Below are 12,837 nucleotides of genomic sequence, written 5' to 3' on the forward strand. Positions count from 1 at the left end.
CCGGTCATCGAGGTGAGTGGGGACTGGACGGGGTCGTTCAGGTCATTCTGTTCCACCGACGTGGGCGGCCCACGGGTAGTACAGGAAGTTGAACGCAGCCGGTGCTCCGGTGATGCGGTTGTTCATCCACACGGTGTTGTGGATCTCGAGGCCGGGAACCATCGGCAGGAGGTCTTCGCGGAGCTTCTCCTCCATCTGCAGGATCAGCTCGGCCTGCTTGGCCGGGTCCTTGGTGCCCTGGGCTTCGGCGAAGAGGTCGTCGATGCCGGTGTAGCCGTACTGGTTGAACAGGCCTCCCGTGACGGCGGTCAGGCTGAGCCAGTCAAGCGGGTTGGGGATGTTGGACCAGAAGGTGGTGTAGAAGATGTCGATGTCGCCGCGGGTGGCAGGGTCGTACAGGTAGTTCGAGTAGCCGGTTTCGGGGACGACCTTGAGCTTGAAGTTCAGCCCGATCCGGGTGGCCGCGTCCTTCACGGCGAGGGCGAACTGCTGGGTCTCGGCGACTGCGGGCAGGACCATGGAGATCTCTTCGGACCGGACGGAGGCGGGAAGCGCGTCGACGATCTTCTTGGCTTCCTCGTATTTGGCTGACGGTGGTTCGGGCAGGGTGTCGACGTACTCCTGGAGATCGTCGTTGGCTGCTCCGAACGCGTACCGGGGTGTCTGGATCTTCAGCGGCTCGGCGGTGTCCTTGTACACCGACTCCGCGATGCCCTTCCAGTCGATCGCCATCTGCAGCGCCTTGCGCACCTCTGGGTTCGCGGCGGCGCCGTCGGAGTTGGCGTAGACGAAGGTGAGGTTCAGCGGCGCGGGCCCCGCGGTGACGGTGCCCCGACCGCTGTTGCGCAGCTGGTCGATGCCGGCCTCGGGGACGAAGTAGGTGCCGTCGATTTCGCCGGAGAGCAAGGCGGAGGTGATGGCGGCGGAGTCGACGAGGAAGGTGAACTCGAAGGTGCGGACCTTGGGCTGGAGCTCGTCGTTCCAGTAGTCGTCGTTGCGGGCGAGCGTGATGGACTCGCCCTTCGTCCACTTCTCGTACATGTACGGGCCGGTGCACATCACTCCGGTGGCCGGCGAGCCGTAGGTGTCCTCGTTGGCTTCGTAGTGCTTCTTCTGCACGACGACGCCAGCGAAGCTGGCGAGCTCGTCGTTGAACAGGTAGTCGGGGCGCTTGAGGGTGACGGTGACCTCGTGCTCGCCGGTGACGTCGACGGACTCGACGTTGGAGTAGAGGTAGTTGTAGAACGTCGCTGGGTCGGTCCTGTTGTGTTCGAGGCTCCAGGCGACGTCCTCGGCGGTCATCGGAGTGCCGTCCCAGAAGGTCACGTCGTCGCGCAGCGTGTACACCCAGTGCAGGGGGTCGGGGTTTTCGAACGACTCTGCGAGGTTGGGGGCGATATCAAACTCGTTGGTCTGCGACAGCAACGTCTCGCACATGTTCGAGTTGATCATGTTGGGCGTGTAGTCCGCAGACCGGAACGGGTCCACGGTGGACGGCTCGCCCTGGAAGACGTTCCACTTCACCGAGTCGACCTCCGAGGTCGCCTCCTCGGTGAGGACCTGCAGGTCGCCCAGGCGGGACTCCCCGTCGCCGCCGGAGGACGACGCCTTGGTGCCGGCGGTGCACCCAGTGACGAGCGCGAGGCCCAGGGCGCCGCAGGTGGCCAGCGCTAGGCGTGATCGGAGTATGCGGGTCGTTGTCATGAAGTCGGTTCCTCACTGGGGGTAGGGGCGGCCTCGGATGAGGTGGCGCCAACGAGTTCGGGCTGCCGCGTCGCGGGCGGACGCCACCCCGGTCGGGGGACGCTGTCGCGCAAGAGCTGGGTGTAGGCGTGAGTCGGCCTGTCGAGGACGTCGGCGGTGGTGCCCCGCTCGACGACCAGCCCGTCGCGCATGACGATCGTGTCGTCGGTGAGCTGGCGGATCACAGCCAGGTCGTGGCTGATGAACAGGTAGCTGACGCCGGTCTGTTCGCGGATGTCGGCGAGCAGGTTCAGGATCTGTGCCTGGATGGACACATCGAGCGCGGAGACGGCTTCGTCGAGGATGACGATGCGCGGTTCCGCCGCGAGCGCGCGGGCGATCGCGACCCTTTGGCGTTGTCCTCCGGACAGTGCGCGGGGCATGGCGCGCAGCTGCCGCTGGTCGAGTCCGACCATCTCGGCGAGCTCGTCAACGCGGGCGCGAGCGTTGCCGCTGTCGCTGCCGTGGATGCGCACGACTTCGAGAAGGCAGTCGCGGACGCGTTGGCGTCGGTCCAGCGAGGTGAACGGGTCCTGGAAGACCATCTGGATCTGTCGGCCGCGTGAGCGCCAGTCCCGCACTCGCTTGGGCGGGTCGGTGTGGTCGACGCCGTTGAGGAGGATGCGGCCGGAGGTTGGCTTCTCGAGTCCGATGAGCATTTTGGCGGTAGTGGTCTTGCCGGAGCCCGACTCTCCCACGATGCCCAGCGAACCTCCGCTGCGCAGCTCGAACGACACCTCGGAGGCTGCCACGACGGGCTCGCGGCCCCGGGACTGGTAGGCCTTGGTGAGGCCTTCGACGACGAGGACCGGAGCTTCGGAGCCGTTCACAGGGTGGTTGGCGTCATGCTTGGTCGTAGTCACAGGACCACCGTCCGCTCCGTCGTGGGGCCACTTGTCGGGTCAGACGTCGGGCCAGTCGTCGTGCCTGTTGTCGTGCCCGTTGTCGCGTCGGTCTGCGGGGATGTGGGGGCCGTGACTGGCGTGACCGGCTCCAGCAGCCGGCCGCGCAGCTCGGTGCTGCGCCGGCACCGGGTGTGACCGCCGTCGAGGACCTCAAGCGCGGGCTCTGCTTCACGGCACTTCGGTTGGACGTACTCACAGCGCGGCGCGAACGAGCATCCCGTTGGGGCCTCGTAGGCGCTGGTGGGGTGACCCTGGATGGCTGGCAGACGCTCGACGGCGTGGTCGATGTCGGGCCTGGCCCGCATGAGCGCGGCGGTGTACGGGTGGAGGGGGTCGACATGCAGGATGTCCGACTGCCGTCGTTCCACGACGGTTCCGGCGTACATCACGACGGTTTCGTCGCACACAGCCGCGGCGAGCTCGAGGTCGTGGGTGATGAACAGCATCGCCATGCCATGCTCTCGTTGGAGGTTCGCGAGGATCCCCATGACCTCGGCCTGGGTCGTGACGTCCAGTGCCGTGGTCGGTTCGTCGGCCAGGATGAGCCGGGGCTTGGCGGCGAGGTTGGCAGCGATCATGACCCGTTGCAGCAGACCGCCGGACAGCTCGTGCGGGTACTGCTCCAGGCGCCTTTCGCCGTCGCCGATGCCGACCGCGGCGAGGAGACGGACCGCTTCTGCTCGGGCTGCCTTCTTGGCGGTTCCGCGGTTGTAGCGCAGCGCCTCGGTGAGGAAGTCGCCGATGGTGCGCACCGGGTTGGTGTGGGCGCGGGGATCTTGGAAGATCATGGACACGTCGTTGCTGCGGTACTTGCGCAGTGCGGAGCCGCGCAGGTCGAGCACGGACGTGCCGTCGAAGGTGACGCGCCCGCCTACCTTGGCTCCTGGTGGCAGAAGTCGGTCGATGGTGCGCGCGGTCATGGACTTGCCGGACCCGGATTCTCCGACCAGGCCGAGCGTCTTGCCGGCTTCAACTTCAAAGGACACTTCGCGCAGCACTGTGCGCATGGTTCCGTCGACGGGCAACTGCACGGAGAGCCGGTCGACTTGGAGGAGGGCGGTCATGACTTCTCCTGGGCTGCGCGGGTGAGTCGCTCACCCAGCAAGTTCGCGGCACCCACCGTGATGACGATCAGCGCGCTGGGGTAGATGGCGGTCTGCGGGTAGTTGAGCAGGATTCCCGGGACGCCTTCGGCGACCATGACGCCCCAGTCGGCGGTGGGCGGCTGTACGCCGAGGCCGAGGAACGACAGGCCGGCCAGGTCGATGAGCGCGAAGCCGAACGCGAGGGCGGAGTTGGCGATGATGAGGGTGAACACGTTGGGCAGGATGTGGCGCCCGCAGATGCGCAGCCCCGACACGCCCTGGATGCGCAGGGCCGCCACGTAGGGCAGGTTCCGTTCCCGCAGTGCCGCACTTCGCACGATCCGGGCGATGTAGGGGGTGTAGGCGATAGTCAGCGCGGCGACCGCGGCGGTGAGGCCGGCGCCGAAGAGGGCCGCGGCCAGAATGGCGAGCAGCAGGCCGGGGAACGCGAACAGGGCATCGACGACCCGAGCCACCATCGTGTCGAACCAGCCGCCGAACCACACCGCGGTCAGGGCGATGGTGGTGCCGAGCACAGCCGAGGCGATGACGACGAGCAGGGGCCCCACGAGCGCCGTGCGGGAGCCGTGCACGAGCCGGGCGAGGAGGTCGCGTCCGTTTGCGTCCTGCCCGAGCGGGTGCCCGGCGCCAGGGGCCGCGTACGCGTCGCCGAGGTTGACCTCGTTCGGGTCGGCGGTGACCAAGGTGGGGCCAAGCAGGGCAATGAGGAACACCAGGGCCAGCACGGCCACGGCCAACCAGCCGGTGAACCCCAGCAGGGGAAGGCGGCGGGTGCTGGCCTTCGGTCGCGCAGCGACGGGGATGTTGATGTCGAGGGTGCTCATGGGCGTCCACCGTTCATGGCAATGCGCGGATCAAGCAGGGAGTAGGCCACGTCGATGAGGGTGTTCAACACGATGAACGCCGCGACGTAGAGAAGGCAGATCGCCTGCACGACCGGGAAGTCCTTCTGCTGCACTGCAGTGACCAGGAAGCTGCCGAGGCCGTTGAGCTGGAACGCCTGTTCCACGATCACGCTGGCGGCGATGAGCCCGGCCACGGTCAGGCCGGCGACCGTCAGGATGGGGATGGCTGCGTTCCGCAGTACGTGGCGTCCGATGACGGTGCGTCGCGGGAGCCCGCGGCTGGTTGCGGTCTGCACGTGCTCGGAGGTGAGCTCTTCGCGCACGGCGGTCTGGGTGAGCCGGGCGACGAAGGCCACCGACGACAAGGCGAGCGCGACCGCGGGCAGGATCATGTGCTCGATGCGGCCCCGAAAGCCGTCGCCCGGACCGAACGCGGGCAGCCAGCCGAGCTGTACGGCGAACACGAGAGTGAGCACGACGGCGGCGACGAAGGCGGGCACGGCCATGGCACCGGTGGCCACGACCATCGCCAAGCTGGACAGGCGTCCGGGGCGCAGGCCGGTGATGACGCCAAGGACGAGTCCAACGACGATGATGAGCACTGCCGCGCACGCAACCAGGACCACGGTGTTCATCGCCCGCTCCGCGACGAGGGAGGCCACGCTGTCCTTGTAGAGGATGGAGTTGCCGAAGTCGCCTTGCACGACGCCGCTGAGCCAGTGCCAGTACTGGGCGGGGATCGACTCGTCGAGGTGGTACTGCTTCTCGAGCGCAGCGATGGCCTCGGGAGAGGTGGACCGACCCTGGGTCAGGAACGTCAGCGGAGAGCCGGGGGCGATGAGCAAGGCGCCGAACACGACCATGCTGGAGAGAAGCAGGGTGATGAAGAGGCCGAGCACGCGACTGCCGATGACGCGCAGGACACCGATGCTGTGGCTCAGTCGGGCAGAACACTTCTTCTTCTGCACCGGTGGCGTCGTGGCCATGAGGGCGCTCATGCGCTCCGCACCTCCTCTCCGCCGACGACGGTGCTGACTACCCCGGCTTCGAGCAAGCTCTCGGGGGCCTCCTCGAACACGTCGCGGTCCACGACGACGAAGTCGGCTAGCCGGCCCGGTGCGAGCGCCCCGAACTGGTCCTCGGCGCGGCACGCCCAGGCGGCGTCGCGGGTGGCATGCCCAATCGCGTCGGCCAGCGGGAGCGCGAACTTCTCAACGTTGGGCGTCAAGGTGGGGTCGAACGCCGAGCGGCGAGTGGCGGCGATGAACATGTTCCGCAGCGGCGGGTAGGGCGCTGTCGGAGAGTCGGTGCCGAACGCGAGCGGCGCGCCGGCGTCGGTCATCTCGGACCAAGGGAAGCCGCGGTCAACGCGGTCGTCGCCCAGCATCGCGCGCCAGTTCTCCTGGATCGCGGGGTCTGCGTGCACCGGCTGCATGCTCGCGGTCAGGCCGAGTGCGGCGAGGCGCTGGATGTCGGCGTTCTCGACGACCTCGAGGTGCTCGATGCGGTGGCGCCGGTCCAAAGGTCCATTGGCCTCGACAGCGGACTCCACCGCGGTGATCGCCTGACGAATCGCCTCGTCGCCGATGGCGTGCATCGCGACCTGTAGTCCGGCCGCGTCGGCGGCAGTGACCACGGCACACAGTGCGGCGGTGTCCCAGATCGGGTCGGCGTTGGTGCCGTCGACGTACGGCACGCCGAGCGCGGCGGTGCACCCGTCGACCGTCCCGTCGAGCATCAACTTGATGCCCGTCACCCGGAGCCGGTCGGTGTGGTGACGAGACGCCAGCTCGGCTGCGTGTGCAACCTCCGCGAGGTCCTCGCCGGTGCGGCCGCTCGGTGCGATGCGCCAGTGGGCGACGATGCGAGCCGTGAGCTCCCCTGCCTGCTCGGCGCGAGCCATGGCGGCCAGGTCGCGCTCGTGCAGTCCCATGTCCACGGCGGCGGTGACGCCGACGTTGCGGTAGCCCCGCAGCGCGGACGCCAGGTGGCGGTCGAGATCGGCGTCGGTCTGGAGGTCTTCGAGGAATGGCCACACGTAGGCATGCATGGCGGTCTCGTCGACGTACCCGGTGGGCAGCCCGTTCTCGTCGCGCCACACCTTGCCGCCGACGGTGTCAGTGGTGTCGGAGTTCAGGCCAACCTCGGCGATGGCTGCGGAGTTCAACCAGATCGAGTGGAAGTCGTACGTCTGCACGTACACGGGCCGGTCGGCAACAACCGCGTCGAGCATCTGGCGCGTGGGACGCTCGCCCAGGATGGAGGCCGGTTCCCAACTGTGGGCGCGGATGCGGGGCTCACCGGGATGGGCATCGGCCCACACCTTGATGCGGCGGTGCACCTCGGCGAGGTCGGCGGCGCGGCTGAGATCGATCTGCTCGCTCACCTCGCCGGTGCTGACTATGTGGGCGTGGGCGTCCACGAAGCCGGGCAGGACGAGCTTCCCTTCGACGCGGTGCTCTTGCGCCGTGGCGCCGGCGATGCGGCGAGCGGTGCGATCGTCGCCGACGTAGAGCAGCCGGCCCGCGGCCACCACCATTGCCTCGGCCCACGGGCGCTGCTGTGCGGTGAAGATCCGAGCCCCGGTGAAGAGCTTGGGTGCCTCAGTGGTCATGGTGACCCTTCTACTGGTCTAAGCGTGTGACGGCGGTCATAGCGAACCATCGCGTCACGACATCTGTCAACGGTCCTGACAGATGTCGTGACAGAAAAGCTGACGGAGGCTTCTCGCCGTTCAGGCGAGTCCGACACGGCAGCTGGGGTGGCGGCAGCCGCCCGCGGGCGGATGGTGTCCGATGCCCGCCGGCGAATCGGTCTAGCGGGTGCGCCGGCCGGAGGTGGCCAAGCCGGACTCTTCCTGCAGGCACTGCAGGGTGGAGCCGAGGGTTGTCCTCACATCACCACCCGCGCTCGGACAAACGGCTCGGCTGCAGGATCTCGTCGGGCGAGAGCCATGTCTCTACGTGGTCGCAGCCGGGCAGGCCGCGTGTAGTCGTCGATGTGGCGTCGCGGCGGCGGAAGTCGTCGTCGTAGGTGCCGGGCTCGAACATGAACCGACAGCAGATCAAGGGGCTCCTCGAGCGGGCCGGATTGTCGGCGCTTCGGCGGGGTCAGAGGAAGTAGGTTCGGGACAACGCGATGCGTTCGGCCGGCTCGCTGGTGAGGAGCTCGCCATCGAGGGACACCTGCGCGGACGTCACGTCGACATGGACTTCCCCGAGACGTCCGTGTCGCACCATGGTGGTCAGGTCGACGGACCGGACGCCGTTGACCGCGACCCGCAGCCGCCGGGTGGGGGTCCGGTCGCCTCCGTTGGCGACCGCTGCTGCTGAGACGTAGGCGACCGACAATTCGACCGCGGCTGCGCCGTGGGCGCCGAACAGGGGGCCCATGACGAGCGGTTCTGCGTGTGTGATGGAGGCGTTGGGGTCACCGGTGACGCCCCATGCGGGGAACCCGGACTTGAGGACCATCTCGGGGGTGGTGCCGAATCGGCTCGCCGACCACAGGACAAGGTCGGCGCGCTTGCCCACCGCGACGGTGCCGATGTCGTGGCCGAGTCCGTGCGCGAGCGCCGGGTTCACGGTCAGCTTGGCCAGGTAGCGCAGCACCCGCTCGTTGTCGTGCCGTTCGTGCTCGGGGCCACGTTCTCCCTTCATCTTGCCGGCGAGCGCAAAGGTGCGGCGCACCGTCTCCCCGGCGCGGCCCATGCCGAGGGCGTCAGAGGAGGTGATCGGGATGACGCCTAGGTCGTGCAGGACGTCTTCGGCTGCCATGGTGCCTGCCCGGACACGTTCGGCTGCCCGTTGCTCGTCTGCTGCGTGGTCCATGCTGTGGCCGTGAACCGCCAAGATCATCGGGAGGTGCTCGGCGATGGCGTCGCGTCCGTAAGGCAGCGTGGGGTTGGTCGAGGACCCGATCACGTTCTGCACCCCGGCCATCTGCAGCACGTCGGGCACGTGTCCGCCGCCGCACCCTTCGATGTGGAACGCGTGCACGGTCCGTCCGCCGATGACGGCAAGCGTGTCGGCCACCGACCCGGACTCGTTGAGGCCGTCGGTGTGCAGCGCCACCTGCACGTCGTACTCGTCGGCGACAGTCAGCGCGGTGTCCAGGGCGCGGGGGTGAGCGCCGAGGTCCTCGTGCACCTTGAACCCGCAGGCGCCTCCCTCGACGAGGGCTTCGGTGAGCGCGCCGGGGGTGGAGGAAGAGCCGCGCCCCAGGAAGCCGATGTTGACCGGCCAGGCGTCGAAGGCTGCGGTCGCGGTCCTCAATGCCCACGGGGAGTTCACCCCGACTCCCCACACCGGCCCGAACTCCTGCCCGATGACGGTGGTCACGCCGCTGGAGATGGCTTCCTCCATCACGCGCGGCGTCAGCAGATGCACGTGGGTGTCGATGACGCCGGCGGTGAGCAACAGCCCGTCCGCGTCGATGATGCTCGTGCCAGTGCCGACCACCACCTCGACACCGTCCATGGTGTCGGGGTTCCCGGCGCGGCCGATGCTGCTGATGCGGCCCTCGCGAATGCCGATAGACGTACGAACGATGCCCAGAAGCGGGTCGAGCACCAGCGCGTTGACCACCACGACGTCGCACGTCTGTGTGGCGGCTGCGGCCTTGAGGTGCAGTCCGTCGCGGGCCGTCTGGGCGAACCCGACGCTGAACTCATCGCCAGGGTTCTCGGCGTCCGACTCGACCTCGATGACCAGGCCGGTGTCGCCCAGGACGATCCGGTCGCCGACGGAGAACCGTGACGCGCTCATCTGTTCTCCTCCTGGTCGTTGGCGTCCTGGTCGTGGTCGCCCTGCGTCTGGTCGCCCTGCTTGTGGTCACCCTGCTGGTGGTCGTGCCTGCGTACTGCGTCGCGGGCGCGCTGGAGCGCGGCCGCTTTCACTTGTGGGTCGTCGAGCGGACCATCGACATAGCCGGAGAACCCGTAGGCGATGCGGGCCCCGCCGATGTCGACCAGCTCCACCGTCACGTCCTCGCCCGGCGCGAACCGCACCGTCTCACCTCCCGGGAGCGCGAGTCGGCGCCCGTAGGCCGCCTCGCGGTCGAACCGCAGCCGTGGATTCACCTCGAAGAAGTGGAAATGTGAGGTGACCGTGATCGGCACCTCGCCGGTGTTGCGCACCTCGACGGTGACCCGCCCTTCGCGTTCGCGTGCGGCGCGGCGCGCCTGAGCGAGGTGGTCCCCGGCGGGAATGATCGTCCCGGGCGGCAATGCGCCGGCAGCCACCGAGTCGAGCGGCGAGTCGCCCGAGCGGCCTGAGGCGTGCACCGCGTCGGGTACCTCGCCGGCGCGCGTCGTGTCGGTGTGGCTCCCGGTCCCGAACGGGTCGGGCACGACGACCAGCCGGGTGCCGTCCTCGAAGGTCGCTTCGACGTTGACCGTTCCGACGACCTCGGGGACGCCTGGGAGCACCTCGTCTCGCGTGAGTACCTGCTGACCGGTCGCGACCGCTTCCGCCTGTCGGCGCCCCTCGCGGGCAGCCTCCGCCACAGCGTCGGCGATCAGCGCGGTGGCTTCGGGAGCGTTGAGCAGGAGTCCGCGCGAGCGGCGAGCACGCGCCAATTCAGCGGCCAGGAACAGCAGCAGTCGGTCACGTTCAGTGGGGGTGAGATGCATCGGTCAGCCCCTCCCGGGTCCCGGCCACACTCTTGCGCGCCCCGCCCGGCGTACGTCCAGCGTCTCGGCTCGTTGGCTGGAGGTGCCTGCTCGCTGATCCATGCCGGCTCACGCCACCAGGTCGCGCCAGCCAGCGGCGCGTGCGGTGATGGGGGTGCCGGCAGCAATACGTGCGCTGCGGGTGCTGGGCTCCATGACGACGGTCGCGAGGGTTCCCCACCGCTCCCCCAGGCTCAGCGTCATGTCTGGGATGTGACACAGGGCTGGCTGGCCAGGGTCCGAGTAGAGGTAGGTGGGCAGGTCGTCGGACTGCCTGGGGGCCGGGTAGTAGCCGAGTCGTGAGCGGACAAGTTCGTACCGGTCGGTCGAGTCGGGCTGGTAGAGCTCGCCTCGTTCGCCGTCTCGGGGCTGAGGGTGGAGGAAGTGGTTGGTCCGCACCACGGTGCCGTTGACCGGTTCGATGGGCCACACGCCGAAGCCGGCGATCTCCACCGACGTCACCGAGTCCTCGTCCAGCAGCGTCAACGCGCTGGATGCGGACACCGGGGCGCTGCGGATGATCTCCACCGCCTCGGCGACCGACCCCGCCTCCTCGAGCACGGTCGCGGCCAGCACGTGGACCGGCACGCCGCCGACAGTGTCGGTGTGGTGGCCGAGGATGTTGAAGTGGGTGGCCAGGCCGGCGCTGTTCATGCCGATCTTGCCGAGCATGCCGTGCTCAGCCAGCCCGACCACGTCGTGGGCGCCGCCGCGGGTCTCGTGGGTGTGCCAGTACTGGTCCAACTCGACGTGCCAGTCCCAGGTCTGGACCGAGAACGTCTGCACACCATCCCCTTCGGTGCGCCGGTGCGCGATCGTGGAGCACTCGCCAGGTAGCGCGCGAGAGCTGGTGGCAAGGATTTCGGTGCGCGCGTTCAGGGCGTAGACCTGCCACGGATCGACGCCCGCACCGGCCGCGACCCCGCCCATCTCGTCGATACAGCCGTGCCGCCACTCCCCCACAGCGTCCGCGGACCGCAATGCGTGGTCGCGGGCCTCGGACTCAGTGATCCCCACCTGAGCGAACAACTGCAGGTAGGTGTCGAACGCGGCCGCGAAGTCCTCGCGCAACTGTTCGCCGCGCAGGCGCCCGCGCTCGAAGCGGTCGGAATGAGTGGCTTCGACGTGAAGCCGGGCGCGGGCGGGCGCGATGGTGTCCATCAACAACTGTCCCCTCGTGACGATCGGTTCCGCTGACCGTACCAAATCGATTTGTGCAAGCGGTCCGATCTCCAGTCAGAGCCCAGCTGGTTTGGTACTGTCAGCCGGTGTCAGCAGGGGCCGGACGGGCGACCATCACCGATGTCGCGCTCCGGGCGGGTGTGTCGCGCACCACCGTCTCGCACGCGATGAACGGCAAAGGCACCGTCAGTCCGGCGACCTCGGAGCGGGTGCGGGCCGTCGCTGCCGAGCTCGGCTACGAACCGAATGCCGTCGCTCGGGGGTTGCGGCAATCCCGACTGGGAGTCATCGCGCTGATCATCCGGCCTCTCGACAGCCTCGACACCGCCAACCCCGAGGGCGTTGACTACTTCCTGCGCTTCGCCGGCTCAGCAGCGTTGAGCGCGGTCGACCGTGGCTACGGTCTGCTGCTCGCCTCGGACCCCACCCGCGACGACGCACCGGCGCCTGGACCCGCTGCGGACGGGTTCATCGTGGACTCACCCGTCGAGGACGACCCGCTCATTGCGCTGCTACGCCGCCGCGGGACCCCGTACGTGGCCGTCGGCGTCGCTCCAGACTCATCCGACGACACGCCCGCGGTGACCCACGACGCGGAAGCGGATACCGATCGGATCTTGGCGCACCTCACCGCGGGCGGAGCCCGACGGATTGCGCTGGTCACTGGTACTGACCGCAACGACTGGAACCGTGTCGCCCATGCCGCGTACGTGGCGTGGGTCCAGCGCCACGGCCACCTTGTGGACGTCCACGCGCTGGACGAGAGCAGCGGCGTGGCCGGCGGTCGCGCACTCGGTCTCGACCTGCTCAGCGGGAAGCTCGACGGTCAGTCGGGCCGGGGTGGGCGGCCGGACGCGGTGTACTGCCTCACCGGCCGGCACGCCGCCGGCGTCGCCGACGCCGCGAAGGAGCTGTCTCTGCGCATCCCGGATGACGTGCAGGTCGTTGCGGGCTCCGACGCCGTGATGTGCCGTACCTCGGAGCCGCCTATCACCGCCCTGGACCTCAACCCGGAGCAGAACGCGCGCACGGCCGTGAACGCACTGGTCGCCGCCTTGTCCGGTCAACCTCCGCGATGGCCGCTGAGGGGAGCCGAGAACCACCTCATCGTGCGCGAGTCCACGTCGGCTCGGCGCTAGGCGCGTCGTTTGTACGGCCCTGTCGGCAGGGGCGGCAGCGAGCGCACGTGCCTAGCTTGGCCAGTGCGCGCCCTGAAGGTTGAGGATCACGACTCCGACGGCCACACTCAGTAGGGCCAGCATCTTCGGTGCGCCCCAGCAGTCGCCCAGCCCCGCGGCGACCTCGGCGGCGACCGCGAGCCGCAGGAGGGGCAGCGCGGTGGACATGGGATTCCGTTCTGGGTGGCGGCCGGATGACGGTTCAGC

The 12,837-nt window shown here is 68.7% G+C and carries 12 protein-coding genes; 1 reads left to right on the forward strand and 11 read right to left on the reverse strand.

All coding sequences use genetic code 11. The features are described 5' to 3' along the window. Positions 1 to 42 precede the first annotated feature (42 nt). The 10 genes from EXE59_RS18675 to EXE59_RS18715 form a co-directional block, all read right to left on the reverse strand. Positions 43 to 1,704, reverse strand: coding sequence for an ABC transporter substrate-binding protein (locus EXE59_RS18675; RefSeq protein WP_135840244.1), 1,662 nt, complete (start codon positions 1,702 to 1,704; stop codon positions 43 to 45). Next, on the reverse strand, positions 1,701 to 2,606 hold the full coding sequence (locus EXE59_RS18680; protein WP_246056891.1) for an ABC transporter ATP-binding protein: 906 nt from the start codon (positions 2,604 to 2,606) through the stop codon (positions 1,701 to 1,703). The genes EXE59_RS18675 and EXE59_RS18680 overlap by 4 nt, the downstream gene beginning before the upstream one ends. Then, on the reverse strand, positions 2,603 to 3,712 hold the full coding sequence (locus tag EXE59_RS18685) for an ABC transporter ATP-binding protein (protein ID WP_135840245.1): 1,110 nt from the start codon (positions 3,710 to 3,712) through the stop codon (positions 2,603 to 2,605). Before EXE59_RS18685 ends, EXE59_RS18680 begins: the two co-directional genes overlap by 4 nt. Continuing rightward, entirely contained in the window at positions 3,709 to 4,578 is an 870-nt protein-coding gene (locus EXE59_RS18690; protein ID WP_135840246.1) for an ABC transporter permease, read from the reverse strand. Before EXE59_RS18690 ends, EXE59_RS18685 begins: the two co-directional genes overlap by 4 nt. Further along, complete coding sequence (locus EXE59_RS18695) at positions 4,575 to 5,597, reverse strand: ABC transporter permease (protein WP_210429068.1); 1,023 nt, start codon at positions 5,595 to 5,597, stop codon at positions 4,575 to 4,577. The genes EXE59_RS18690 and EXE59_RS18695 overlap by 4 nt, the downstream gene beginning before the upstream one ends. Then, the gene (locus EXE59_RS18700; RefSeq protein ID WP_135840247.1) at positions 5,594 to 7,213 is read right to left on the reverse strand and encodes an amidohydrolase; all 1,620 of its coding nucleotides are present in this window, start codon (positions 7,211 to 7,213) and stop codon (positions 5,594 to 5,596) included. Before EXE59_RS18700 ends, EXE59_RS18695 begins: the two co-directional genes overlap by 4 nt. 283 nt (positions 7,214 to 7,496) lie before the next feature. After that, the gene (locus EXE59_RS23945; protein WP_168218601.1) at positions 7,497 to 7,649 is read right to left on the reverse strand and encodes a hypothetical protein; all 153 of its coding nucleotides are present in this window, start codon (positions 7,647 to 7,649) and stop codon (positions 7,497 to 7,499) included. A gap of 60 nt (positions 7,650 to 7,709) precedes the next feature. Next, on the reverse strand, positions 7,710 to 9,365 hold the full coding sequence (locus tag EXE59_RS18705) for an urease subunit alpha (RefSeq protein ID WP_135840248.1): 1,656 nt from the start codon (positions 9,363 to 9,365) through the stop codon (positions 7,710 to 7,712). After that, positions 9,362 to 10,231 carry an urease subunit gamma gene (gene ureA / locus EXE59_RS18710; protein WP_135840249.1) on the reverse strand — a complete coding sequence of 290 codons (870 nt, stop codon included), beginning with the start codon at positions 10,229 to 10,231 and terminating at the stop codon, positions 9,362 to 9,364. Before ureA ends, EXE59_RS18705 begins: the two co-directional genes overlap by 4 nt. A 108-nt stretch (positions 10,232 to 10,339) precedes the next feature. Then, a complete protein-coding gene (locus EXE59_RS18715) occupies positions 10,340 to 11,431 on the reverse strand; it encodes a C45 family autoproteolytic acyltransferase/hydrolase (protein ID WP_135840250.1) in 1,092 nt (363 codons plus the stop codon). A 107-nt stretch (positions 11,432 to 11,538) separates the two neighbouring features. Here EXE59_RS18715 and EXE59_RS18720 point away from each other — a divergent pair, with 107 nt between their 5' ends. Continuing rightward, positions 11,539 to 12,591: a LacI family DNA-binding transcriptional regulator gene (locus EXE59_RS18720; protein ID WP_281280348.1), complete on the forward strand. Its 1,053-nt coding sequence runs from the start codon at positions 11,539 to 11,541 to the stop codon at positions 12,589 to 12,591. Between the two features lie 51 nt (positions 12,592 to 12,642). On the opposite strand, the gene EXE59_RS23950 is transcribed toward EXE59_RS18720, so the two are convergent. Beyond that, entirely contained in the window at positions 12,643 to 12,798 is a 156-nt protein-coding gene (locus tag EXE59_RS23950) for a hypothetical protein (protein ID WP_168218602.1), read from the reverse strand. Between the last annotated feature and the right edge of the window lie 39 nt (positions 12,799 to 12,837).

Source organism: Nocardioides eburneiflavus (assembly GCF_004785795.1).
Taxonomy (GTDB): Bacteria; Actinomycetota; Actinomycetes; order Propionibacteriales; family Nocardioidaceae; genus Nocardioides; species Nocardioides eburneiflavus.

Excerpts from the sequence above, each read along its gene's own strand:
- EXE59_RS18675 (WP_135840244.1), bottom strand. The coding sequence starts at position 1,704 with ATGACAACGACCCGCATACTCCGATCACGCCTAGCGCTGGCCACCTGC.
- EXE59_RS18700 (WP_135840247.1), bottom strand. The coding sequence starts at position 7,213 with ATGACCACTGAGGCACCCAAGCTCTTCACCGGGGCTCGGATCTTCACC.
- EXE59_RS23945 (WP_168218601.1), bottom strand. The coding sequence starts at position 7,649 with ATGTTCGAGCCCGGCACCTACGACGACGACTTCCGCCGCCGCGACGCC.
- EXE59_RS18705 (WP_135840248.1), bottom strand. The coding sequence starts at position 9,365 with ATGAGCGCGTCACGGTTCTCCGTCGGCGACCGGATCGTCCTGGGCGAC.
- ureA (WP_135840249.1), bottom strand. The coding sequence starts at position 10,231 with ATGCATCTCACCCCCACTGAACGTGACCGACTGCTGCTGTTCCTGGCC.
- EXE59_RS18685 (WP_135840245.1), bottom strand. The coding sequence starts at position 3,712 with ATGACCGCCCTCCTCCAAGTCGACCGGCTCTCCGTGCAGTTGCCCGTC.
- EXE59_RS23950 (WP_168218602.1), bottom strand. The coding sequence starts at position 12,798 with ATGTCCACCGCGCTGCCCCTCCTGCGGCTCGCGGTCGCCGCCGAGGTC.
- EXE59_RS18690 (WP_135840246.1), bottom strand. The coding sequence starts at position 4,578 with ATGAGCACCCTCGACATCAACATCCCCGTCGCTGCGCGACCGAAGGCC.
- EXE59_RS18715 (WP_135840250.1), bottom strand. The coding sequence starts at position 11,431 with ATGGACACCATCGCGCCCGCCCGCGCCCGGCTTCACGTCGAAGCCACT.
- EXE59_RS18695 (WP_210429068.1), bottom strand. The coding sequence starts at position 5,597 with ATGAGCGCCCTCATGGCCACGACGCCACCGGTGCAGAAGAAGAAGTGT.